Below are 26222 nucleotides of genomic sequence, written 5' to 3'. Positions count from 1 at the left end.
CGGGCCTGCCTCTCCTGATGCGCCCGGCGTCGCGCGTGTCATGCGACACGCGTGCTTCAGGTCGTACCGGCCCGCTGGATGCTGTCGCCGCTGTTGCCGATCGCGACGTACGTGGCGATGCGCCGGAAGTCGTTCATCACGCCGAACATGCTCTTGCCGGACGGCAGGAGCGCCCGGAGATCGGGGGCTTGCGCCAACCGCTCCTGGAACAGGTCCTTGTAGGCGTTGTAGACCCGCGCCGCGTAGCCGGGCTCCCTCGCTGCGTTCGTCCGGTGGTCGTTGGTGAGGGCGATGGAGGCGAGGTCCATGAGGTAGCAGTCGATCAGGTCGGTGACGTCCTGGACCTTGGCCCCCTCTTCCCCTGCCCGCGCGTCCTCCAACAGGACCTTGGCCATCTGCAGGACGATGTCGCGGTAGATCCCGTGCCGGATGGTGTGCGGGAAGGCCGCCATCACGTGGTCCTCCTGACCGGCACCGTCGCTGTTCATGAAGCGCGGCGTCGCCAGGGTCTCCAGCCCCGGAACCATGAGGGGCATGCCCCGGTACAGGTCCTCCTCCTCGGGAATCCTCGTGTTGCGGGAGGCGAGCGGATGCAGACCGATCTCATGGGCCAGCATCCCCATGATGTAACCGATGTCGTACTTCTCGAAGTAGTAACTGGCGAGGTTGATCCGGACGCCGTCGTCGCCGAGATCCGTCACGTCGGCCGGGGTCTCCGTCGTCCGCACGTGCAGGGTGATACGGCAGGGACGGTTGCCGATGTACTCCCGGATCGTGTCGTGCTTCCGCAGCACATCGATGATGCGGATCGCCTTGTCGCGGTACCGCTCGTTCGTGTGCGCCAGGTTGGTGAACTCGAAGTTCCCCGACGAGAACGGCACGTGGGTCGCCGCCGGGGCGGGCGCCGCGTTCGGGTCCTGCGGCATGCGGGCGGGCACGCCGGTGGGCGCGGTGCCGTCGGTGCTCTCGGTGCTGTCGGCATGGCGGGGCAGGGAGACCGGGTCCACCCAGACGGACTCGCGCAGGACGGGTTCGGCGGCGGTGCGGACCGTGTCCCAAGTCTGCTCAGTGTCATGCGCGCTGTCCTGTTCGCTCCGCCGCGGTCGCGGGGCGACGTCACCGATCAGCGCACCCAGCAGGGACAGGTGCCGGTTCCGAAGACCGGCGGCCGCCGACGAAGGGTGCTCCGGGTCCGCGTTCAGGTCACCGAGAAGACTGCCCGGGATGTGCGGGCGGTGCGGGGAGTCGGCGTCCCGGTACTCGTCCCGCAACCCGAGCTGATGCGTCAGCTCGTGCACCAGCTGCACCGCATCGGCGTCCGCCCACCACGTGTCCTGATCCATCGCACGGTCCCGATCCGCCAGCTCCACGGTCAAGTGCGGGGCGTCCGACGGTTCAACCAGTTCGACGGTGACGTGCAGCAGATCACCGTCGGGCAGGCGATGGCCGGGAACGTTAAGGAACTCACTCACGCCCGCACTGAGCTCGCCGAACACGCGTGGAATCTGCTCCGCCGCGCCGCGCATCGCGATACGGACGGTGAGGTCGGTGACCGGTTCACCGGCGTGGGTGAACCGCCGCACGTCGAAGCCGGAGCGCACCACGAACCGGGGGCGGCTGTCGCGCGGACCGGCCAACTGGGTGCGGGCCGACGGGCTTTGCCGGACGCTCCCCTCGGTCTGCGGAGCGTTGCCGGGCCCTTGCGGCAGCCTGGGGCGGGCCTCGCCCGTCGGCGCGGGCGGCTGGATGCTGTCGCCGCGGTTGTTGGTGGCGAGGCTGGCGGCCAGGGTGGCGAAGTCCCGCACCACGCCGAACATCCCCTTGTCGGCGGGCAGGAGGGCACGGGCAGCGCTGTTCTCGGCCATGTGCGCGGCGAACAGCGCCTTGTAGGCGTTGTAGACCTTGGCGGTGTTGCCGGGTTCCTTGGCCGCGTTCACCCGGTAGTCACTGGTGATCGCGATGGAAGCGAGATCCATCAGATAGCAGTCGATCAGATCCGTGACGTCCTGGGGCTTGGCTCCCGGCACCTGGGCCCGCGCGAACTCGGCCAGCATCTCCGCCATCCTCAGCACGATGTCCCGGTAGATCCGGTGCCTCGTACTGCTGGGGAACGCGGCCATGATGTGGTCGGCCTGCCCCGCACCCTCGGTGTTCATCGTGCGCGGCGTCCTGAGATCGGCCAGCCCCGGCACGGGCAGCGGGATACCCCGGAACATCTCCTCCTCATCGGGGATGTCCCGATTCCGGGAGGCGAGCGGGTGCAGACCGATCTCGTGGGCCAGCATTCCCATGATGTAACCGATGTCGTACTTCTCGAAGTAGTAGCTCGCGAGGTTGATCTGGACGCCGTCGTCGCCCAGGTCCCGCACGTCGGCCGGGGTCTCCGTCGTCCGCACGTGCAGGGTGATCCGGACGGGCCGGTCGCCGACGTACGCCTTGATCGTCGGATGGTCCCTGAGCACCTCGATGATCCGGACGGCCTTGGCCCGGTACTTTTCGTTCGAACGCTTCAGGTTGGTGAACTCGAAGTTCTCCATCACGAAGGGCCCGGAGCCGGCGTCAGCGGCAGGTGCCGTGTTCGCCTCCTGCGGCATGTGCGCCGGGACTTCGGCGGACGTGGTGTCGTCGGTGCCGTCCGCCGGTCGTGGCAGGGAGACCGGATCCACCCAGACCGACTTCCGCAGGACCGGCTCGGTGCCGGTACGCGCCGCGTCCCAGGTCTGCTCGCCGTCCTGCGCGCTGGGCTCGGGCGGCGGAGTCAGGTCCCCGATCAGCGCGCCCAACAGGGCCAGATGCCTGCCACGAAGACCCGCGGCACCCAGGGAGGGGTCCTCGGGTTCGGCGTTCAGGTCACCGAGGAGACTGCCCGGGACGTGCGGGCGGTGCGGGGAGTCGGCGTCCCGGTACTCGTCCCGCAACCCGAGCTGATGCGTCAGCTCATGCGCCAGTTGCGGCGGCTCGGCGTCCGCCCACCACGTGTTCTGGTCCATCGTCCGGTCCCGGCCCGTCACGTCCACGGTCAGGTGGGGGTCGTCGGCGGGCTCGACGTGTTCGACGGTCACGTGCAGCAGGTCGCCGTTGGGCAGTCGGTAGCCCGGCACGTTCAGGAACTCGACCACGCCCGCGTTGAGTTGGCGGAAGACACGCGAGGCCTGCTCGTCCGTGCCGCGCAGCGCGATGCGGACGGTGAGGTCGGTGACCGGATCGCCGTCGTAGGTGAACCGGCGGGCGTCGAAGCCCGACCGCACCACGAAGCGCGGTCGGCTGTCCCGCGGTCCTCCGGGCCGCGAAGTGCCGGACGGTGAGACCTGGGGCCCGGTGTCAGCTGTCCCCGGCGGGAGTTGAGGACGGGCTTCACCGGTGTCGCCGCCGGTCTGCGTCAGGACTGGGGTCTGGATGCTGTCGCCCTGGTTGTTGAACGCGACGCTGCTGCCCAGGCCCAGGAAGTTGCCGGTGACGTTGTACCAGCTCTTGTCGGCCGGCAGCAGGGCCCGTACCGGACTGTCCTGCGCCAACCGCGCGGCGAACTGCCCCTTGTAGGCGTTGTAGACCTTCGCCGTGTAACGCGGCTCCCACGCCGCGTCCTTGCGCTTGTCATTGGTCAGCGCGATCGTGGCCAGGTCCATCAGATAGCAGTCGATCAGGTTCGTGACATCCTGCGCCCTCGCACCCTCCTCACCCGCCCGCGCGTCCTCCGCCAGGTCATGGGCCATGGCGAGCACGATGTCCCGGTAGATCCGGTGCCTCGTACTACTGGGGTAGGCGGCCATGATGTGATCGGCCTGCCCCGCACCCTCGGTATTCATGAAACGCGGCGTCTTCAGATCCGTCAGCCCCGGAACCGTCAACGGCATCCCCGCGAACATCTCCTCCTCATCGGGAATGCCCGTGTCCCGCGAAGCGAGCGGATGCAGACCGATCTCATGGGCCAGCATCCCCATGATGTAACCGATGTCGTACTTCTCGAAGTAGTAACTGGCGAGGTTGATCCGGACGCCGTCGTCGCCGAGATCCGTCACGTCGGCCGGGGTCTCCGTCGTCCGCACGTGCAGGGTGATACGGCAGGGACGGTTGCCGATGTACTCCCGGATCGTGTCGTGCTTCCGCAGCACATCGATGATGCGGACCGCCTTGTCCCGGTACCGCTCGTCCGTGTGCTTCAGGTTGGTGAACTCGAAATTCCCCGATTTGAAGGGGACGAGGACCGGCTCCGGTGCAGCGAGCGCCGTGTTCGGGTCCTGCTGCATGCGCGCAGGCACTCCGGTGTTCGCCACGCTGTCGGTGTCGCTCTGGGGCAGTCTGGGGCGTGCCTCACCAGTGCTGCCTGCGGCCTGGACGGGAGCAACGGGCCGTTGGATGCTGTCGCCGCGGTTGTTGGTTCCGATACTGGTGGCGAGGGCGGCGAAGTCTCCCAGGACACCGAACCGCCCCTTGTCGGCGGGCAGCAGGGGGCGGACGGGGCTGTTCTGGGCGATGCGCTCGGCCAGCTGGGCCTTGTAGGCGTTGTACACCCTTGCCGTGTAGTTGGGTTCCCTGAGCGCTTGCGCCCGGTGGTCGTTGGTGACCGCGATGGAGGCGAGGTCCATCAGGTAGGTGTCGATCAGGTCGGTGACGTCCTTTGCCCTGGCGCCCTGCACCCCGACCCGCGCGCGCCGCGCCAGCACCTCGGCCATTTCCAGGACGATGTCGCGGTAGATCCCGTGCCGGATGGTGTGCGGGAAGGCCGCCATCACGTGGTCCTCCTGACCGGCGCCGTCGCTGTTCATGAAGCGCGGCGTCGCCAGGGTCTCCAGCCCCGGAACCATGAGGGGCATGCCCCGGTACAGGTCCTCCTCCTCGGGAATCCTCGTGTTGCGGGAGGCGAGGGGATGCAGACCGATCTCATGGGCCAGCATCCCCATGATGTAACCGATGTCGTACTTCTCGAAGTAGTAGCTCGCGAGGTTGATCTGGACGCCCTCGTCGCCCAAGTCGCGCACGTCGGCCGGGGTTTCGGTCGTGCGCAGGTGCAGGGTGATACGGACGGTGCGGTCGCCGACGTAGTCCTTGATCGTGCTGTGCTCGTCCAGCAGCTCGATGATCCGGACGGCCTTGTCCAGGTACCTCTCCGTCTGGTTCAGGTTGGTGAACTCGAAATTCCCCAGCTTGAAGGGTTCGAGGGCCGGTTCGGGTGCGGTGGGCGGCGCGTTCGGGTCCTGCGGCATGTGAGCCGGCACCTCGGTGCCCGCCGTGCCGTCGGCAGGCCGGGGCAGGGAGACCGGGTCGACCCAGATGGACTCGCGGGTCTGAGCAGCGGCGGCGCTCCGGGCGGCTGCCCAGCTCTGGCCGGCCTGATCGGCCTGGTCGGCGTCATCGGGCTGGTCGGCCTGATCGCCCTTGTCTGCCTGGTCGCCGTCCCGCTGGGGTGCCGGGGTCACGTCACCGATGAGCGCGCCCAGCAGGGCCAGGTGCCGGTCGCGTAGGCCGACGGAGGTCTGGGACGGGTCTTCGGGAGCCTCGTCGATGTCGCCCAGCAGGCTGCCGAGGATGTGGGGGCGGTGCGGGGAATCGGCGTCCCGGTACTCGTCGCGCAGGCCGAGCTGGTGGGTGAGCTCGTGCACCAGCTGCACCGGGGCGGCGTCGGCCCACCAGGTGGTCTGTTCCATCGCCCGGTCCCGGCCCGCCAGGTCCACGGTCAGGTGGGGGCCTTCGGCGGGGTCGACGTGCTCGACGGTCACATGCAGCCGCTCGCCGTTGGGCAGCCGGTACTCCGGGTCGTTGAGGAACTCGTCGACACCCGCGCGGAGTTGGTCGAACACATGGGTGGCCTGGTCGTTCGTACCGCGCAGCGCGATCCGGACGGTGAGGTCGGTGACCGGCTCGCGCCGGTACGAGAAACGCCGGGCGTCGAAGCCTGACCGCACCACGAACCGGGGACGGCTGTCGCGCGGGCCGCGCACCGGCGAGGTGGCGGGCGGCGCGGTCCGCGGCGCGGTGCCGGCGTCGGCCCCGGGAAGCCGGGGGCGTGCCTCGCCGGTGGCGGTGCCGGCCCGGTCCGGAGCGACGGGCCGCTGGATGCTGTCGCCACGGTTGTTGGTCGCGATGCTGGTGGCGAGCTGGGTGAAGGACCGTGCGACGCCGAACAGGTTCTTGTTCGACGGCAGGAGGTCCCTGAGTGCGGTGTTGTCCGCCAACTGCTCGTCGAGCATCTCCTTGTAGGCGTTGTAGACCCTCGCCGTGTAATTGGGTTCCTTGACCGCGTTCAACCGGTAGTCGTTGGTGACCGCGATGGACGCGAGGTCCATCAGGTAGGTGTCGAAGAGGTCGGTGACGTCCTGGGACCTGGCTCCCGGCACGCCGACCCGCGCGCGCCGCGCCAGCACCTTGGCCATGTCGATGACGATGTCTCGGTAGATGCCGTGCCGGATGGTGCGGGGGTAGGCGGCCATGACGTGGTCGGCCTGGCCCGCTCCCTCGGTGTTCATGGTGCGCGGCGTCTTCAGATCGGTCAGTCCCGGTACGGTCAGCGGCATACCCCGGTACGCCTCCTCCTCCTCGGGAATGTCCGTGTTGCGGGAGGCGAGGGGATGCAGACCGATCTCATGGGCCAGCATCCCCATGATGTAACCGATGTCGTACTTCTCGAAGTAGTAGCTCGCGAGGTTGATCTCGACGCCCTCGTCGCCCAAGTCGCGCACGTCGGCCGGGGTCTCGGTCGTCCGCAGGTGCAGGGTGATCCGGACGGTGCGGTCGCCGACGTAGTTCTTGATCTTGCTGTGCTCGTCCAGCAGCTCGATGATCCGGACGGCCTTGTCCAGGTACCTCTCCGTCTGATTCAAGTTGGTGAACTCGAAATTCCCCAGCTTGAAGGGACGCAGGGTCCGCTCCGGTGCGGCGGGCGCCGTGTCCGGGTCCCCGGGGACGTCCGGGCCCGCGCCGGTGCCGGACAGTGTGCTCAGCTCGTACGCCTCCTCCTCCAGGAGGCCAGGGAGGTCACTGTCCGTCGGTGACGGGGGCAGCGGAAGCGCGGCCGCGTCCTGGAGGACCCCGTCCTGCGCGGCGGGGTCCTGCGCGTTCGCCAAAGGCCTCTTGGCCTCGGGCGTCTTCGTCCCGGGCGTCTTCGTCCCGGGCGTCTTCGTCCCGGGCGTCTTCGTCCCGGGCGTCTTCGTCTCGGGCGTCTTCGTCTCGGGCGTCTTCACGTCCTTCGGGTCCGGGGCCGTCGACTCCGAGTCCTTCAAATCCGAGTTCTTCGACGCCGGTGCGTTCGGCGCGGGTGCCGGGGTCAGCAGGGTCAGGGGGACGAAGTCGCCGCCCCTGCGGCGGAGACGGATGTGCGGACCGCTGTCGCCGGACGGCCCGGGGTAGGTGTGGGCGGTTCCGTTCTCCTCGACCAGGGTGACGGTGGTGCCCGTGGCGGCGGCGGCCCACTCGGCCACCGCACGGTCGGCTCCGGGGCCCCACGGCGCCTCGGCGAGGTGCCGGCGCAGCTGCCCGTCGAGGGCGTCCTGGCTCGGCGCGGGCGCGCCGGGACGGACCCGGAAGGGCGGGGGCGTGAAGAGCGCGTCGCGCTCCGCACGGTCGCCGGGCAGGCCGTTCAGGCGCATCAGCTGGGCGGGCGTCGCCCCGGCGCGCAGGCGCAGCCGTGCCGCCTCCCGACGGTCGAGCCCGGGTTGCTCGGCCGCCTGGCGCAAGGTCGTGGAGAGCGCGCTGAAGAAGCCGTTTCCGCGGCCCGCGGGCGTGCCCTGCCTGTAGGTGGCGCCGTCGGGTGCGGTGAGGACGCCGTCGCGGTCGAGGCGGTAGCGCGGGCCGCTGTGGTCGGCGGGCGGCAGCCAGGGCGCGGTGGTGTGACTGCGGTGTGCGGGCGGCTGCTCCGGGGCCGGGCGCGTGGTGTCGGCACCGGAGGTCCCGGAGGTGACGGCGGTCCCGGAGGTGACGGCGGTCCCGGACGCGGCGGTGTGCGTACCGGGTCCGGCCGCCGCGGTCGCCGGGGCGGGCAGCGCGGCGGCGACCGGAGGCGGTGTGCCGGGCGGCAGCGCGGCGTGGAAGAAGCCTCCGGTGGCGAAGAGGACCGGATCGCCGGCCGGGTCCACGGCTGCCGGATCGGCGCCGTGCGGGAGGAACAGCTGATCGCGGCCCTCACCGGTCACGACGGTGAGCGGGGTGCCGAGGACCCGGGCGGCGAGGGCGGGCAGCAGGTCGGCTCCGCCGTGGTCGCCCGCGCGGCGCTCGGGCGGGGCCGGTTCACCGTCCGGGCGCGCCGTGCCGCCGTCCTGCGGCGGTTCGCTCGCGAACGGGCGGGAGAGGGCCGCGGTGGCGAGCGCCACCCGCTGTGCCGGGTTCGGCCAGAAGGTCTGCGGGAGCCGGCCAAGGGCGTCGAACTCGGCCTGCTGCGCGGGAGTGAACTCCACTCCCGCAGTGTCGAGTTCGTCCTGGGTGAAGGTGTCCTCGGCGTCCAGGGCGAGACCGTCCAGCAGGTCCTGGTTGCTGTCCTCGCCCAGTGCCCAGGCCAGGCGGCCACGGGCGGTGTCGATGGCCTCCGCGGCGACCGCCGGGTCTCCGGGGGTGCCGGCGAACCGGTCGGCGAGGTCGTTGCCGAGCAGGTGAGGGAGGCGGCCCCGGGCCTCGGCGGCGGCGAGCAGCGCGTGGAAGAACGAGGCGCCGTCGTGCGGCATGTCGTACAGCTCGCGCACCGTGGCGCCGTCCGGCGAGGTGATGGTGCGCGGGGCGGAATCGGTCCCGTCGGAGAGGACGTACGGCGCGGGTGCCTCGGAGCGCCACTCCGGCGCGGTGTACTCCTGCGGCCGGTCCGGCACGGTGACCGTCGCCGAACCCTGGTGGTGGGCGGTGAGGCGGGAGGCAGCCAGGTGCAGCCGGTGGTGGTCCCGGGCGGCGGCGTCGGTGTGCTGCTCCCAGCGGTGGACCTCCTGGCGGGCCGCCTGCCAGGCGACGACGGCCGGGGACCAGAGCAGGTCCTGCGGCAGGTCGGCCGGCGAGCCGGAGTTGTCGTCGCCGAGCACGTCCTGCTCGTCCGTACTCAGGTCGAGCCACGTCTCCCTGGCCCGCGCGCGGGCGTCGTAGTAGTTCTTCTCGGCCGTGGCGAGGTCGGCGGCCGCCTTGGCCTGGCTGTCCCAGGCCGCGACGACCTCGTCGGGGAACGTGGTGTCGTCCAGGAGGCCGTAGTCGCGGGCGATGTCCTCGCGCAGCCAGACCAGCGCGGTCGTCTCGGCCTCGGCGGCGCGTGGCCCTCGCTTGGCCTTGCCGAGGGCGTGCAGCGGGCGGCTGTCGGTGATGCGGTGGTCCACCTCGGCCACGGACAGCCAGCTCACCGGCAGCGCGAAGAGCAGGCTCCGGTCGGTGACGACCTTGAGGTGGGTGCCGAGGGTGGTGTCCGCGGTGCCCTTGAGGGCGGTGCCGTCGTTGGTGCCGGCGATCGGGACCGTGGCGCCCGGGTTGGTCATGCCCGCGTTGGTGTTGCCCGCCATCGGCGCGGTGCCCACCGCGCCCTCGACGTTGTCGGTGATGCCCGCTTCCAGCGCGTCGGAGGTCTTCGCCCGTTGCATGGCCTCCATGCGCGGCTTGTTCTCCACGGCGAGCAGACGGGCGCCGCGGCGGTGCATCTTCGCGTAGAGGCGGGAGTCCGCGGTGTGGTACTGGCCGAGAAGCCGCGCGGAGGTCTGCGCCGGCAGCGGTGAGCCGTTCGCACCGAGGGCCTCGCGGAAGCCGGCGGTCAGACCGCCCTGCGCGGTGGCCTCCTGCTGGGCCTGGGCGGGGGCGGTGCCGAGACCGGTGAGCGGGGTATGGCGGGCCATGCGCACGCGTGAGCCGAGGGCGTTGCCGGTGTGCCGTGCGCCGAGGTCGCCGTCGCCCAGGCCGTCGGCGCGCGCGGTGGCGAGGGTCAGGGCGTCCTGCACGTTGGCGGCGCCGCGGATGTCCACGGCGAGGATGCCGGAACCGATCCGGTCGTCGAAGGGCAGGATGTCCGGATCGGCGCGGCCGGTGCCGTCCCCGGCGGAGGTGCGCCAGGAGGCGATGTTCTCCGGGCGGGCCTCGGCGGCGGTCAGCATCTTCACCGCGCGTTCGGGCTCCGGGACGTCCTGCTCGGTCAGCGCGCCGTCCGCGCCGTCGCCGTCCGGCGTGAGCAGGTTCGCCGGGAGGATCTCGCGAAGGCTGCCGACCGGCGTGCTGACACGGGGGGCGAGCGGATCGCCGGTCGCGTCGGTCATGGTGACGGTCAGGACGTAGCCGGTGACGATCTCGGCGTGCGCCTGGGTGGTGGCGATGTTCGGCATCGCGGTGGTGCCGGCGGTCTGGGTCCGGGTGCTCGACCGCTGCTTGGCCGCGGTGCCCTGGAGCGAGGGGTTGGCGACGAGGATGCCGCTCTCCGCCGCGCGCTGGCCGGCGCTCAGCGTCACGTCCGCGCCGCGGTCCTGGGAGGTGCCGTCGGCGTCGTCACGGGCGATGGTGCGGTAGTCCTCCAGCTCGTAGCCGGTACGCAGCCTGTCCACGGTGGTGGTGACCGGGGTCAGCTGGAACCTGACCTGTCCGGGGCTGCCGCCGACCGGCAGGTGATGCGGACTGGACCAGGCGCGGTAGCGGACCGGCAGGTTCATCCCGTCGGTCGTCAGCTCGTGCAGGTGACCGCGGAGGAAGTCCGGGGAGAGCCGTTGGAGGACCTGCTCCCGGTCGTGCGAGGGCACCCCGATCTTCTCCAGCTGCCCGCTCAGCTGCTGCACCGCGGGGCCGGCGTCGAGCTGGCCGCTCGGGTGGGTGGGGAAGCGGCGGTCGCGCAGATAGGGGGGCACGCGGTAGCCGCGGCCGAGGTTGTGCGGGGTCGTGGTGCCCAGGCCGTCCGGGGCGAGCCCGGCCTCGATGACGTCCTGCATCGGCAGATGGAACATCACCGCGTCGCGGATGCGCTGGAGCGCGGCGGCGGCCCGGCGCGGGGCGAGGCTGTCGCCGAGGCGCCCGGAGAGCCGTCCGGCCGCGGAGCTGATCCGGGCCCCGGCGCGGGTGCCCACCGTGCCCATCGCGGCCGTCCAGCGGTCCCGTACCGCGACGGTCTCGGCGGCGTCGGCGACCACCAGGTACATGCGCCCGGCGAAGGTGAGGGTGGTGTTGCGTCCCCGGGTGAGGGTCTGCGAGACGCCGCGGCCCTTGCCCCAGGCGTACTGCAGGGCGGTCGAGTAGGAACCGACCACCGCCGCCTGGCCCGGGGCCTGCTGCAGCGGCGTGTCGGCGCCCTGGAGACCGACGGTGGTGCGTGAGACGGTGCTCGTGCTGCCGGTGACGCGGTGCTCGTTGCCGATGGTGGCCTCGAGGCTGGCGGGCTTGGGGTCGCTCTTCACCCGGAAGTTGCCCAGTTCGCCGCGGACCGCTGCCTTGAGGTAGTGGGTACGGAACGGTCCCGCGCCGTTGAGTCCGGTGACGCGGGAGCCGAACGGGCCCAGGTACTGGCCGAGTTGTCCGGCCACGCTGAGGTTGGCCATCGCCCGGCGCAGCGCGGTGCGCACCGGGGCACCGGGGGCGCTGACGTGCCATGAGGTGCCCGAGGCGCGGTCGGCGGTGTCCTGCATGAGCTGCTGGCGCTGCGGGCCGCCCTCAGCGCTGAGCACCACGTGCGGAACGCTCAGCAGCCTCCTGGTGAGCTGCCGGTCGGGTGAGTCCGTCGTGGGCGGCGGGCGGGTGCCGTCGAGGAGCTGGTCGGCGTCGGTGGCGGAGAGCAGCTGCGGCGCGGGCGTGGTCGCCGCCGCCGGGACCGGCCCGGTGGGCGGCGGGTCGGCGGGGGCGTAGCGGTCGGAGCCGTGCGCGGACGGCACGGCCAGCTCGACCCGCCCCACGGTCTCGCTGCCCCGGCTGAACAGCGGCCGTTCCTCGATCTTGCTGACGAAGACGCCCGCGCCGAGCAGGCCGACCGAGGCGAGGCGGGCCCAGCCGCGCGGGCGGCGGTGGCCCTCGAAGGTGGCACTCAGCTCCACCTGGTAGCTGTAGAGATCGGCGCCGGTCTGGAACGTCAGCTGGTCGTGGGCGACCGCGACCGTGTTCCTGGTGGCCTTCTGGTCGGTCCTGGCGTGGCGGACCCCCACGGTCACGTTGCCCGCCTGACGGGGCAGCCCGACATCGGGCACCTTGTCGTGGTCGCGTGGCGAGACGCCCACCTCGACACCTCCGGAGAGGGTGAGGGACGCCTGCTGCCCCTGGCCCGAGACCTCGGTGCCGATCACGGCGTTCCGCAGCGAGCGCTCGCTCATGGTCGTCTCGAACCGCCGGTCGGTGAGGCGTGCCCTGAGGATGGGCGTGTGGTGGCCGCGGCGCACCTTGCCGTCCTCGGTGAGGGTGACCGGCACCCCGGTGGTGGTCAGGTCGTCCAGGCTCTGCGCCAGGCTGGGCCGGTTCAGCGCCTCGCGCACCTGGCGGTCGTTGTGCAGTGCGGTCCGCATCCGCCCGTCGCCGTACCAGAACTTGGCCAGCCGCGGGTGCCGCAGCATGAACGGCGGGACGAACAGCGACGGGTAGGAGCGGTGCAGGGTGTCCAGGACGGCGTCCGCGAAGGCCTGCATGGGGTCCTGGGGGGCGGGCGGCCGGGGCTGCGGCTGACTCTGGCGCCGGCTCTGCGGCTGGGGCTGTACCTGGGTCTGGGGCTGGGGCTGGGGCTGGGATTCCGCCTGGTTCTGTACCTGGGGCTGGGGCTGAGTCTGCGGCTGCGGCTGCGGCTGGGACTGCGGGCGGAGGGGGCGGAAGCCTTCGGCCCGGACCTGACCGCTCAGGTGGACCGGATCCTCGCGGGTGAGGTACCACGGCACCGGCGGCTCGGCGTGCGGGTTGGGGCCCGCCTGGCCGGGCGTGCGGCTGTCCCAGCCCGCGAGGCGGCGGGCGTCCTGGGTGGAGATCCAGTCCAGGCTGACCACCCGGACCGGTCGGGCGGCCGACGGCGGTTCGCCGGGCTTGCGCACCATAAGGGTGCGCTCCACGCGATACAGGGCGATCGGGTGGTTGCGGACGCGGCCGGTGGTCTTCCGGGCCGCGTCCACGCCGAGGTAATGGCCTCGTCCGGCACTGAGGTCCGCGCGCACCAGCGGACCGCCCTGCAGGCGCACATCGGTCTCGGGGCCGACGAGGGTGTAGTTCGGCCCGGCGGTGACCTGGATGCCCAGGCGGGTGTCACGGACGTGGCCGCGCTCGTTCTGGTACGTGGTCTGGGTGAGGTCGCGCAGCTCCGCCTTGACCGACTCGGTGACCAGGGTGGCCCGGTGCGGCACCGACCGCTGCACGATCAGGTGGCCCAGCGGGTGCTGTCCGCTGCCCCGCGTCAGTTCGGGCCCGGTGACCGGCCCGGCGAACCGGCCGAACAGCGCGAGCAGCCGCCCGGGACGGACGTACGAGACCAGCGTGCGGTGCGCCGAACTCCCGGGCCGCGCGCCGGAGATGGCGAGTGCCATGTCCTCGGGCGGGTCCACCAGGTGCAGCCCGGCGGTGTCGGTGATCCGCGGCTCGACCCCGTCCGGGAAGGTGAGCGTCCTCGGTGCCCGCCGCGGTCCCTGGTAGGGCACGGTGACGTCGTCGGGCAGCCGCCAGCTCAGCCCGTCGCGCATCGCGAACTCCGCGGTGTGCACCAGGGTGCGCCGCCAAAGGGGTGCCGACAGCGACGGGTCGGGGGGACCGGACGGGTCGCCGCTCCGGCCGGCCCCGTTGTCCGTACCGGCCTTCTCGGGTGCTTCGGTGACGCGGTCCACCCGCACCCGGTAGTACACGTCGTCCAGGTGCAGGTGCGAGCCCTCGTGGGCCCGCCACTCGGACTGGTTGTACGCCTGGGTGCCCTGGACGTAGTCGGTCCTGCGGGTCCAGCCCAGCGAAACACCGATTTTCAGCAGCCAGTTGAGCGGCGGGCCCATGCTCAGCCCGCCGGCGATCCGGCGCCCGAAGCCGACGCTGCGCCCGCCGCCCGTACCGGCCTGGCCGCGTCGCATGGTGTCCAGCCGTACGGTGCCGCCGTTCACGTCCGAGAACCGCTCCCAGCGGTGGTACGGGATGGCCTCGACCGTCATCTCGTGGCCGACCCCGGACCTCTCCCGGCCCACGAAGCGCGCCCCGCGCGGAGCGGTGAACGCGCTGGGCTGCTCGGTCAGCAGGCGCAGCAGCTCCGCCTCGTCGAACTGGGCGCGCAGCTTCTTCGGCAGCTTGCCGAGGATCTCCTCGGCCACCTGCTCGGGCGAGCGCAGGGTGGTCCTGCCGGGGCCGGTGAAGAGACCCGCGGGGCGACTGCGCGGGGTGCCGCCCGGGGTCCCGTCACCCGGGTCGGCGTCCGGATCGATCAGGATGGTGGGCAGCCGGCTGCCGTCCTCGAAGGTGACGGTCTTCGGTACCGGGCCCGGCGGCCGGGCGTCGCTGCCGGTCAGCAGCCTTGCCGGGCGATGCCGCTCGAGCTGGGTCTCCAGCGGCACGGGGTCGCCGCGGTCGGGCGCCTCGGTGGCGGGACTGTCGAGGTCGGTTATCCCACCCATGCCGCGCAGCCACTCCCCGAAGGGGTCGGCACCGTCCGAGTCCTGGGTGGTCGGGTCCTGAGTGGTCGCCGGGTCGGTGGTGGTGGCCGGGTCCGGGTCCGGGCTGGTCGCCGGGTCGGGTACGGGGGTGAGCGGCGCCGAGGCCGGGACCAGCGCGTCGTAGTGGTCGGTGCCGTTGTAGGACAGGTGCAGGGTGCCGCCCCGCCCGCCCGGGTTGAGGGTGTTGACGAAGGTGTTCCCCGGGGACTGCGGGTCGGGCTGGACGAGCCGCAGGTCGAGGTCGAGGGTGTGCGCCAGCGCCTCAGGGAGAAGGTCGGCGAACGGGGAGGACCAGAGCGCGGGCAGTTCGGCCGCCGCGGCGACGAGCCCTCTGGCGCCGAGCCGCCGGGCGGCGGCGGGGGTGGGCGCCACGGCGGCGAGCTGCGGGTAGTCGCTCTCCCGGAGGATCCGCTGCCAATCGTCGGTGTCGGCGCCGGTGACGACGTCCTGCGCGACGCGGTTCCAGAGCTGTGTGACCCGGTCCCGCTCGTCCGCGTCCCGCACCCCGGTGACGGCACGCATCCGCAGGTCGTCCACCACGGAGAAGACCGGGTCCGGGATCGCCAGGGCCACGCTGTCGCCCAGCTCGGACCCAGTGATGCGGTCGCGCAGCAGACCGCGCAGCCCGGCGACGTTCCGTGCGGCCCACGCCGGTGGGACCGGCCGGCCGCGCGCGCTGTCGAGCAGCGAGCGGAAGAGGCAGTTGCCGCCGCCCGGGGTCTCCAGCCGCCGGAAGGCCAGGCCGTCCGCGTGGACGGTGTCCGCGGTGCCGGGGGTGGCCTTGCTGAGGAGGGCCATGTCCTCGGCGAGGCTCCCCGGAGGGCTCGGCGTGGGCGCCAGGTCAGGTCGGCGGCGGGCGAGTTCGGCGGTGTCCTCGGAGCTCAGCCCCAGTTCGGACAGCGGCAGCGGGGTGCTGGAGAGCGACCAGGTGATCTGCGCGGAGGGCGCGTAGGAGAGACCGCGCACGTCCTGCGGTGAGACCAGGGTGGTCGGCGGGAGCGCGGGCGGCGGCGGGGGCAGCAGGGCGTCGAGCGTGGTGCCGGGTCCCGCGGTGGTCCGCAACTCCCCCGCGGCGCGCAGGAATTCGGTGTACTGCCCGACCGTGGGATCGGCGGCGGGATCGCTGGTGGCGGCGCCCGTCGCACGGCCCCGGTCGACGACCATCCGGCGCAGCAGGTCCAAGGTCATCCGGCCGTCGCCGTAACGGGCCGCGGTGTCCGGGCTGAGCCAGCGCAGACCGTCCACGAAGGCTAGACCGGCGAGCAACTCGCGGTTCTCCGGGCGCTGTTCGGCGTCGGTGCCGAGAGCGTCACGCAGTGTGCGGATCTGCTGGAGGGTACGGGCCCGGGTGAAGGCGTCGGCCGGTTCCGGGCCCGTGTGCAGGCCGGCGTCGCGCGCCAGAGCGTCCAGATCGGTACCAGTGGGCTCCGGGGTGAACAGCTTCCACCTTCCGGGCCCGTCCGGGCCCTCGGTGAGCACCGCCCGGACGTTGCCGTCCCGGTCGCGGGCCGTGCCCACCTCGGTGGTCGGCGCGTACAGGTGCCGCCGGGTCCGGTTCGCCACATGCTGCGCCACCGGCAGTCCCGCCACCTCCGGCTGCCGCCCGGTCTCGCAGGAGAAGAGCACCAGCGGCCATTCCTGGTCGCCGTCCTGCGCCCAATAGTTGAGTACGTCGCCGAACTGCACGCCGCTGACCTTCACGGTGGGACGCTCCGCGTCCTTGGTGCCGAGCGTGACGGTACGGGAGGTGCCGTGCGTCGCGAAGTAGTCGGCACCCCGCCCGGTGCCCGAGCCGGGCAGCGCGGTCGGCGGGCCGGTGAACACCGTACGGCGGACCGGCGGGTCCGTCGCGGTTGTCGTGGTGGGGCCGGCGGACGTGGTGCGCACACCGCGGAAGGTGTCCTGGCCGAGCAGCGCGCGCCGCCCCGCACCGTGCGCCGTACCGTCCTCCGCCGCGCTCTGCGAGATGGTCAACGTCCGCACGGCCCGGCCCGGTCGGGGCTTGACGGTCGCGTCCGGCATCAGGCGCCGCAGCTGGGCGACGGGCACCGTGTGGCCGTCCAGGGTGGTGACGACCGGCTCGGCCGCGGGCCGTGCGGGGCCGTTCCCGGTGTCGGCGGTCCTGTCGCCGTTCGCGGGCCGCACGACGATGCGCCCGGTGGGCGGGAGCACCACGGGGGGCGTCGCCGGGGCGGGCACCGCCGGGGAGTCGTCCGGACCGGTGGGGGGCGGCGGAGGCGGGGTTCCGCCGCTGCCCTGCCCTCGGCCGGCGCCCGGGCCGGAGATCTGTCCGCCGTTCGCGTCACCGTTGCCCGACTCCAGATGCAGGTCGGTGGCCGTCTCGGTCCAGGAGCGGGACAGGGTGGCGAGCTTGGGCGTGACGGGCGCGCCCGCGTCCGTGGGGTTCGGCCCGGCTCCGATGCCGTCGAGGGCGGTTTTCACGTCCGAGACGAGCTTGGGGCGCGTGACCGGGTCGAAGAGCGGGTCGTTGTCGGTCGTCGCGCCGCTCTGCGTGACGGGACCGGAGGGCGCGGAGGGCGCGGAGGGCGCTTGGCCGAGGGCGTCGGCGAGCGGCAGCAACACGTCCGCGCCGGGGAACGCGGCGTCCGGGGTGTCGGACGTGCCGTCCGGCGTCACGGCGGCCGGGGGGCCGGTGAGCGGACGGACCCGGACCGGGGCGCCCGGGCCCTCACGGGTCAGCTCCGCAGCGGCGCGTACCGGACGTCCCGCGCCGTCCGACGCGACCGCCGGTCCGAGCACGACGGCACGGTCGACTCCTGCCCCGTCCAGCAGTTCGGCGGCTTCCGGCGCCCCCTCCCCCGGCGGCGGCACCTGCGAGACCACGATGGTCAACGGCTGCGGCTGGGCGGACGACAGGTTCGGGGTGGTGGGCGACGGACCGGCCTTGATGTCACTCGGGCCCACGGTGCCGCGTACGTCTCCGGTGCCGCGTACGTCGCCGATCTCTCGTACGTCGCCCTCGTCGGCGTACGAGCCGGTGGTGCTGACCTTCGGCGGAGCGCCGTTGACGTCGGGGGCGGCCGGGGAGGGGCCGCTCCCAGCGAGGCCCGAAGTGCCGTCGCTGCCCGCCGGGTCGACACCCTGAGAAGAGACGGTCTCCGAGGGAGTGACGGTCACCGGCGGCCGCGGGACCTGGGAGCCGTCGTCGGCTGTGGTCTGCGGACCGTCGTCGACCGGTGTCCCCGAGGCGTCGTCGGTCGTGGTCCGCCGGCCGTCCGCCGGGGCCGTGGCGTCCGGGTTGCGGGTGCCCTGGGGCTGCGGCCCCGCGGGGGTCTGGTTGCCGCCGCCGGCGGGGACGCCACTCGGCCGGGCGCCGGCGCCCGCTCCGGAGCCCGTGCCCGACCCCGGCCCGGTCCCCGTCGTAGGTGCGGCGGAGTTGGAGTTGCCGGGACCGCCGACCGGTTGCCCGGGCACCGGATTCGTACGGTCGCCGTTCGTACGGACGTCCAGCGCGGCCACCTCGTCCGGCGAGGTCTGGACGTCGTTCTCCGGCGAAACCGAGGTCTGGACGGTGTTCTCCGGCGAAACCGAGGTCTGGACGGTGTTCTCCGGCGAACCGACGACGGAGTCGTCCGGCGAACCCACGACGGCCGCGTCCGGCGACCCCACGACCGGGGTCTCGGGCGACACCACTGGTGCGGCACCGGCACCGGCACGGTTCAGATCGGAGCCGCTGTCGACCCGGACGTCGGCGTCGAGGTCCACCACCGGGCCGCCGTCGGTGGTGTCCGCGCCGGGACCTGGAGCGGGACCGCCCGTGGAGCCACTGCCGGAACCGCCGGCGGTGACCGGGGAGTCCACCGTGACCGGCGTGCCGAAGGCGCCGAGGGCGCGGCGGACCTCGTCGGTGTCGATCCGGGCGGCGGGGCCGTTCCCGGCCGGCACCACGCGGACCTCGGGCACCTGCGACAGGTTGCCGTGCAGGCTGTCGCGGACGCCGATCTCGGTGCTGCCGGGCGGCTGGGAGCCGCGCAGTGCGGCGAGGTCCCGCAGGGCCTGCTCGCGGACCTCGGGCGTGCCGCTGTGGATCTGCTGCCACAACTGGTTCTCGGCGGCGGTCACCGGCAGCGGCCCCGGCGAGTAGGCCGGCGGGTCCACGCTGGTGTACGGGGGCGGTTCCGCGGCGGAGTAGGGCGGAGGCGCACCGGTCCCGGTGAAGTCCCCCGGCATGGTCACCCGTTGGGGGACGGGAGAGGGCGAGGGGCGCCCGGAACCGCCACCGCCGGCGGAGCCCACGGAGCCCACGGAGCCCACGGAGCCCACGGAGCCCGAGGTGTCCGTGTTCGAGGGGGCGTCGGTAGAGTCGGAGCCGCCACGGGAACGCGTGGAGTCCGAGTCGCGTGTGTCGGAGTCGGTGCTGCCGCCGGAGACGGTGGGCGGCGGGTTGCGCAACTTGTCGATGGCGTGGCGCAGTTCGGCACCGCTGTTCAGGGCGGTGTCGCTGAGCGTGGCCTCGACCTGGCTGCTGAGGCCCGCGCCGACGAAGGTGGACCAGCTGGTGGACCAGTCTCCGTCGAAGGCACCCTTGATGAGGATCTCCGCGAGCGCCTCGCCGGAGCCGGCGGCGAGGAAGTCGGCCGTGCCCTTGAGCCCGTAGTGCCCGGCCAGCGCGCCAGGACGGTCGGCGTTGTTGCGCAGGATCTGGTTGTTCCGCCACAGGTTGGTGTTGTTCCGGAAGGACAGCGGGTTGTTCCGGAAGGTGACCGGCGTGTTGTTCGTGCCGTTGGGGCCGTTCCCGTGCGGGGTGGGCTCCGGGCGGTCCTTCGGGGTGTTGTCGTGGGGGTTCGGGGTGGGGTCGGGGTTCGGCTTGGGGTGCGGGCCGTTGTTCTTGATGTCGAGGTTCGGGGGGTTCTTGAGGTTGGGGTTGTTCTTGAAGTTGAGGTCGGGGCCGTTCTTGAGGAAGTTGTTGTCGTAGCTCCTGACGATGTTCTTGGCGAAGTCGTCGAAGATGCTGGTGAGGAAGCCGGCGGCGGCGCCGAACGCGGCCGACTTGAGGATGTCGTTCCAGTCGAAGCCGTCGGGGCGGCGGCCGTTCGGGGCGAAGTTCATCATCGCCAGCCGCACGGCGAAGGTGGTGAACGCCTCCGCGAACGCCTCGGTCAGCGAGGGCGCGAGGTGCAGCCGCTGGAGCAGGTGGCTGAGGGTGGTGAGGATCATGAACCGGCTGCGCAGCTTGGCCATCATGATCTGGCTGGCGGAGGCGCCGCCGGTGAAGAAGGACATCGCCAGGTAGATGGCGATCTCGATGAGCAGCCGGATGACCTCGGCGATGACCTGCCACTTGGACTCCATGATGTCCATGGAGGTCTTGCGCCGGCCCTCGGCGATCTTGTCGAGTTGCTCGGCGAAGTCGCGCAGGTAGTTCTTGCCGCCGTCGTCGATGAGCATGCCCATCGCCTTGGCGTACGACTTGGAGAGGTCGTCGGGCATGACCTCGGCGATGTCGTGGATGGACTTCTCGATCAGCGACGACATCCTGTCGAGCTTGCGGCCCAGGCCGGAGTAGGGCCGGCGGCTCTCGTAGGCGAGGTCCTCGTCGGCGTCGATGAGCCGCTCCCCGGTGAGGATGAAGAGCATCGCGTTGACCTCGGGCGAGGCCATCATGCTCATCGGGGCTCACCCGGCACGTCGTTCGGGCAGGACGGAGCGGCCGCTCCCGGCACGGTGCGGGAGCGGCCGGCGGCGGTCCGGTCAGCGGCGGCCATGCCCGCCCGGGCCGCCGTTGCCGTCGAGTCCATGGGTGTCGAGCTCCCGGTTGTTCCGCTCGATGGCCTCGATGTTGCCGTCGCGGGTGGTCTTCATCAGCCGGACCTGGCTGACCGTGGCGTCGGTGATGCCCACCAGTGCGTCACGGATGGACATCATGGTGTCCTTGGTGGTCTGCCGCTCCTTCTGCTCCTGCGGCTTGGCCTTCTCGGCGAACTCGCCCTCCGTACCGGGCCACCTGACGGTGGGCGCCAGCTCGTCGAGGAACTCCTCGGTCATGCTCCTGGCCAGGGTGCCGATCTCCGCCAGCTGCCCAGCCAGGGCCTCGATGCGCTGCGGGTCTACGTAGTACCGCTGTCCCATCGTCAGTCCTCCCCGTCCTCGCCGAGCGCGTCCCGCCAGGCGGGGGTGGCCCGGCCGCCGCGCGCCGTGTCCTCGTCGTCCTCGCGCAGGACCTCCGGGCCGAAGATCCGCTCCCAGTCCAGCTCGAAGCCCTTCAGTTCCGGCACGTTGGCGCTGGGTTCGGTGAAGGGCGCCATCGCCTTCATCACGTGCCGGTTCATCTTCCGACGTGCCGCGTTCGCCGCCTCCAGGACGCTGGCGGCCAGCTCCTGGGGGGACATGTCGCGGTACTTGTTCTCCAGGAACTCGATCCCGGTCAGCTCACCCTGCGGGCCCGCGGTGGCGCGGACCGCGCGGTCCGACGAGAGGACCGCGAACGACGCCTGCCGCAGCTCGCGCTCGGTGCGCGCGACCGCCTCCTGGGCAGCCTGGAGTTCGGCCATCGCCTTCTCCAGGCGTTTCTCCAGCGGTTCCGTCACGCCCGCTCCGCCCTTCTCCGTCGGTCTGTGCGCATGCCCGGTCGTCCGGTCCGTGCGGTGGGAAGTCCGGTCCGTACGTCCCGACGAGCGGTCCGTGCGTCGGATTCCGGGTCCGGGACCTGCAACTCCCCTGCTGATCTTGCCCGGTGGGGGTCCCGCCGCGAAAGCCGGGACCGGGTGGGATTCGTCTCCCCGCGGGGGTCGTGCCGGGCTCGCACGGTGCTCACCGCCCGATGACGGCCGGGGTGCCGCCCTCTTCGGTGCCCCACACGTCCTCGTCCTCCTCCAGATAGTCGGCGGAGCTGGTGGACCTGCGCCCCGGTTCCGCCTCCTCCTCGGTGGAGTCGCCGCCTCCGGTGGTGTTCACCCGGGACGGGGCGAGGAAGGTGTCACTGTCCTCCTGGCGGTTCCACGGACTGCGCCGGCGGCGGTTGCGGCGCTCGCTCTCCTCGGCCGCGTCGACCAGGACGGCACGCACCCGCTCGCCGTTGCCGCCCTTGTCGCCGCCCGCGCCCATGCCGCCCATGCCGCCGCCCATCGGCATACCGGGGCTGCCGGGCGTTCCGGGGGCGCCGGGGGCACCGGCCGCCGCGGAGGCGGCACCGAGCGGGGTGGCCGTGCTGCCCGAGAGGGGGGTGGAACCGGACGTGCCGAAGACGTCCGAGGAGAGCGGGTCCGCTCCGGAGAGGCCGCCGCCGGATGCGCCACCGCCCCCGCCGCCGCCGAGGTTCAGTTCGGAGAGCGGCACGTCGCGGGACGTGGTGCCGCCACCGCCGCTCGCGTCGAGGTCGCCGAGACCGTCCAGGATGTCGGAACTGCTGTCGTTCAGCGACGAGTTGAGGTCGTGCAGGTTCACGGTCTCGGTGTTGCCCTGCGGGTCGGTGACCGTGGCGATGCCGGTGTCCGGGTCGATCACCTGCTTGCTGCCGTCCGGGAAGGTGGTGGTCAGCTGACCGTTGTCCAGGAGGGTGGTGGAGCCGTCCGGGTTGGTCACCTTCGCACCGTGGGTGAGGTCGGTGGTCGTGGTGGTGCCGTCCGCGTCCGTAGTGGTGAGCATCCCGTTGTCCGGGTCGAACGTGGCCTTGCTGCCGTCCGCGAACGTCGTGGTGAAGTCACCGCTGTCGTCGAGTTCGGTGTGGCCGCCGGTCGGGGTTTCGAGGCCGGAATGGCCGCCGTTGATGTCCCCCAGGCCGCCGATCGTCTCGGTGGTCACGTCGGAGTTGATGTCGCCGAGGTCGCCGAGGCCGTTCAGATCACCGAGGCCGTTGAGGTCGTTCTGGCTGTTGAGGCCGCCCAGACTGCCCAGGTTCTCGGTGGTGGTCCTGCCATCCGGATCGGTGGTGGTCGCCTGGCCCGTCGACGGGTCGACGGTCTGCGTGGTGCCGTCCGGGAACGTCGTGGTCAGCTTGCCGTCGTCACCGAGGGACGTCACCGAACCGTCCGGGTTCGTCACCTTCAGGCCGTCACCCAGATCCTGCGTGGTCACGGTGCCGTCGGGCGACGTGGTGGTGAGCACCCCGCTGTCCGGGTCGAAGGAGGTGCTGCTGCCGTCCGGGAAGTCGGTGGTCAGGTCACCGGCGTTCGTCAGCTGGGTGCTGGTGCCGGTCGGGCCGTCGAGCACACCGTCGCCGTTGAGACTGCCGTTGAGGTCGGTGAGGCTGCCCAGGTCGGTCGTGGTGGTGCTGCCGTCCGGGTTGGTGGTGACGGCCTGACCGGTCACGGGGTCGACGGTCTGCGTGGTGCCGTCCGGGAACGTCGTGGTCAGCTTGCCGTCGTCACCGAGGGACGTCACCGAACCGTCCGGGTTCGTCACCTTCAGGCCGTCACCCAGGTCCTGCGTGGTCACGGTGCCATCGGGCGACGTGGTGGTGAGCACCCCGCTGTCCGGGTCGAAGGAGGTGCTGCTGCCGTCCGGGAAGTCGGTGGTGAGCTTGCCTCCGTCGGCCTGGGTGTTCCCGCCGGTCGGGGTCTTGAGGGAGCCGCCACCGGCGTTCAGCCCGCCGAGGCTGCCGAGGCTCTGGGTGACCGGCCCCAGGTCGGTTCCGGACCCCTGGCCGGTTCCGTTGATGTCGCCGATGCCGCCCGTGCTCTCGGTGACCGGGTTGTTCTGGTTCAGCAGGTCGTCGAGGCCGTCGAGGCTCTGCTCGGTGACCGCGTTCGGATCGTTGAGGCCGCCGAGGCTCTCCTGCATGGCCCTGGTCTGCTCCCGGGCCTCGCGTTCGGCCTCGTCCTGCTCGCGCTTCTGCTCCTCGCGGAGTTCGGCCTGGTACTTCTTGTCCTCGTCCCGCTGCTGGTTCTGCTCGTTGCGCAGCTCGTCCTGGTACTTCTTGTCGTCCTCGCGCTGCTGGTTCTGCTCGTTGCGCAGGTCGTCCTGGATGCGCTTGGCCTCGTCCTGCTCCTTCTTCTGCTCCTCGCGGAGTTCGTCCTGGTACTTCTTGTCCTCCTCCCGCTGCCGGTTCTGCTCCTCGCGGAGTTCGTCCTGGTACTTCTTGTCCTCCTCGCGCTGCCGGTTCTGCTCGTTGCGCAGCTCCTCCTGGTACTTCTTGTCCTCCTCGCGCTGGCGCTCCTGCTCCGCGCGCAGGTCGTCCTGGTACTTCTTGTTCTCCGCGTTCTGCTTCTTGATCTCGTCCTTTTCCTCCTTGAGCTTCTTCTTCTCGTACTCCTCGGAGGCCGTGCCGGTCGACTTCGGCTTGGGCACGTTGTCCGAGAAGTCCTCGCCGAGTTCGAGGAAGTGGTTGTTCAGGGCGGACTGCACCTGCGCGGCGGGCTTGCCCAGGTACTCGTCGACGCCCTGAGTCCAGATCTTGACCGCCTTGTCGCCGACCTTCGCCCAGTTGGCGATGTCGGTCAGGTCGCCGTACTCCGGGTGCACCTGGGAGAAGCCGCCCTGCGGGCTGTGCTTGACGGTGGTGGAGTAGCGGGTGGTCGTCGACGTGATGTCCGTCTTGGCGACGTTGTTCGCGTCGACCCACTGGGCGAGGTCGTCCAGGACGTACCGCAGCACCTGATGCGGGTCGTAGTACGAGGACTTGGCCCAGGCGAGCCACGCGTCCAGCAGCTTGGTGGCGGAGTCCTGGAGGTACTTGCGGCCCAGCGACAGGGCGCGTGAGTACACGGTGTTGCCGGTGCCGGTCTCGTCGCCGGTGCCGGCCGAGGAGTCGAAGGTCTCGATGTAACTGTCGTAGTTCTCGCGGATCTTCTTCAGCAGGCTGCGGAAGACCTCCGCCGCCTCGCCCTTCCAGCTCGCGTCGTCCCGGCCGAACCGGTCCTCCCAGTCCTTCAGCACCACGGCGTGGTCGCGGAAGAACTTCGCGGCGAAGTCGAAGGAGTCCCCGGTGGTGTCGAAGGAGTTCAGGTCCACCGCGTCGGCACTGGGCACCCCGAGGTTGCTGAACCGGGCGTCCTGGCTGCTGCCGCCCAGCAGGGCGAGAAGCGCCGCCCGCGGCCCGTTCATGTACCGGGCGAGCGGGACGGTGGACATCTTGTCCTTGTTGTAGTCCGTGAACTCGTTGCCCTCACGGACCTGGGCGTCGTGGACGTTGTCGGAGCCCGGGCCGGCGAAGATGACCTCCTCACCGGCCTTCACGCGGCCCTCGAAGACGATCCGGGCCTGCATGATCGACCGTCTCTTGCCGCTGTCGAAGAACCAGATGTCGTAGTCCTCGCCCTTGTTCCTCAGGAAGCCGGAGTCCTTGACGAGCAGGCCGAGGCTGCGCTCCTTGATGTCCATCCGGAAGAGCTTGCCGCCGTGGTCGGAGCGGAGGGTGTCGAAGACGGTGTTGCGGTCCGGCACGGGATAACCCGTGATGTGGGTGACCAGGGTGGCCCAGGTGTCGCTCGACGGGTTGCCGGCGTTGTCGAACTTGTCGAGATTGGCGACGGAGTTGGGATCGTACCGATCGGCCACCGGGCGCCCTTTCTGGTCGGTTGTCGTCCGTGCCGGCACACCGCGTCCTCGTACGGACGTGCAGGCGGGTCTCGCTCACGGGGCGCGCCGGTCGGCGTGTCCGCCGTCGGCGCGCGAGGGGTCAGTCTTCTTCTTCCGCGGTGCCGGCGGTGAGGGTGTCGACCTCTTCGAAGGTCTGCAGCAGCGTCTGCGCGTCGATCGCCCCGAGGTTCTTGTCCTTGGTCTTGTTGGCCTCCTCGATGGTGTCCGTGAGCGCTTCCTTGAGCTCCTTGAAGAGGTCCATCTGGTCGCCGAGCAGCTTGTCGATGGCCTCGGCCGCGGTGCGGACGCCCTCGATCAGTTTCGGTCCCGAGACCAGGGGGTCGGTGACCATCTTGCCGATGCGCAGGAGCTGTTTGTCCTGGGCGAGGTTGTCCGGAGTGGTGTGTCCGTCGACGAGTTGGCCGAGCGGGCGGATGGTGGCGCCGTCGCCGTCCTCACGGTGCTTCTTCGCGGCGGTGTAGACCGGCTGTACCTCGTTGTCGCGGAAGTTCTCCATCTGCTTGAGGTCGAAATGCTTGACGTCGGCCTTTTCACCGGCCATGGGACGATCTCCTGCTGCTAGGCGCCGGACGGGGGTACGGGGACGGCCCGGTGGGCGGGGCCGGGAGTGTTGCGGCCCGGTGGCGGGGGCGTTGAGCCGGATGGGACAGGGGCGTTGCGGCCCGGGTGGGACGGGGGCGTTGCGGGCCCGGGTCGGACGGGGGCGTTGCGGGCCCGGGGTGGCGCTGCCGCGACCGCCCGCACGGGACCGTTGCCTCGACCGCCCGCATGGCGCCGCCATGCGGGCGGTTCGGCGTTCTCGATCGCACGCACGCGACTTCGGGCGCCGCCCCGTCCTCAGGACGGAGGGGTAGCTCCGGACAGGCCCGGGGCCCCAGGGCTCAACGGGCGCGTACGTTGCCCCAGTTGTCGGCGCTCCTGCGCTCGTCACGGGAGTGGTTGTCGTGGATGGTCCGGATCAGCTCGCCGTTGTCACCGAGGAGCCGCGCCATGTTCTTGGTGGCGTTGTCCCACTCCGCCTGGACCTCACGGTACTTCTCCTGGTCCGCACCCTCCCAGGACGTGACGAGCGGCTTCAGCTCGTCCTCCAGGTTGTTGAGGGTGTTGATGATGACCTGGGTCTGCTCCATCAGTTCCTCGATGGCCTGCTGGACCTTGGGATACTGCACGTCAATGATGCCGTCGGCCATGACGTCTCCTCTCGAAGGC

The 26222-nt window shown here is 71.5% G+C and carries 6 protein-coding genes; all 6 read right to left on the bottom strand.

Translation table 11 applies throughout. From position 1 onward, the window contains the following. Positions 1 to 56: 56 nt before the first annotated feature. On the bottom strand, positions 57 to 20147 hold the full coding sequence (locus AC069T_RS26745; RefSeq protein ID WP_478785156.1) for a hypothetical protein: 20091 nt from the start codon (positions 20145 to 20147) through the stop codon (positions 57 to 59). A gap of 81 nt (positions 20148 to 20228) precedes the next feature. Then, complete coding sequence (locus tag AC069T_RS26740) at positions 20229 to 20606, bottom strand: hypothetical protein (RefSeq protein WP_478785155.1); 378 nt, start codon at positions 20604 to 20606, stop codon at positions 20229 to 20231. A 2-nt stretch (positions 20607 to 20608) separates the two neighbouring features. Continuing rightward, positions 20609 to 21064: a YbaB/EbfC family nucleoid-associated protein gene (locus tag AC069T_RS26735; RefSeq protein WP_478785154.1), complete on the bottom strand. Its 456-nt coding sequence runs from the start codon at positions 21062 to 21064 to the stop codon at positions 20609 to 20611. Between the two features lie 223 nt (positions 21065 to 21287). Continuing rightward, positions 21288 to 24971, bottom strand: coding sequence for an AAWKG family protein (locus AC069T_RS26730; RefSeq protein WP_478785153.1), 3684 nt, complete (start codon positions 24969 to 24971; stop codon positions 21288 to 21290). A 121-nt stretch (positions 24972 to 25092) separates the two neighbouring features. Next, the gene (locus AC069T_RS26725) at positions 25093 to 25554 is read right to left on the bottom strand and encodes a type VII secretion system-associated protein (protein WP_478785152.1); all 462 of its coding nucleotides are present in this window, start codon (positions 25552 to 25554) and stop codon (positions 25093 to 25095) included. Positions 25555 to 25894: 340 nt separating this feature from the next. Then, positions 25895 to 26203 (bottom strand): WXG100 family type VII secretion target, encoded by a 309-nt coding sequence (locus tag AC069T_RS26720; protein ID WP_476750293.1) that lies wholly within the window; start codon positions 26201 to 26203, stop codon positions 25895 to 25897. Positions 26204 to 26222 lie beyond the last annotated feature (19 nt).

It is taken from the genome of Streptomyces sp. NPDC043867 (assembly GCF_056435845.1).
This window is presented reverse-complemented; position numbering and strand designations above follow the sequence as displayed.

Bases quoted from the DNA above. Each gene is read 5' to 3' on its own strand.
- AC069T_RS26720 (WP_476750293.1), bottom strand. From the start codon at position 26,203: ATGGCCGACGGCATCATTGACGTGCAGTATCCCAAGGTCCAGCAGGCC.
- AC069T_RS26745 (WP_478785156.1), bottom strand. From the start codon at position 20,147: ATGAGCATGATGGCCTCGCCCGAGGTCAACGCGATGCTCTTCATCCTC.
- AC069T_RS26740 (WP_478785155.1), bottom strand. From the start codon at position 20,606: ATGGGACAGCGGTACTACGTAGACCCGCAGCGCATCGAGGCCCTGGCT.
- AC069T_RS26725 (WP_478785152.1), bottom strand. From the start codon at position 25,554: ATGGCCGGTGAAAAGGCCGACGTCAAGCATTTCGACCTCAAGCAGATG.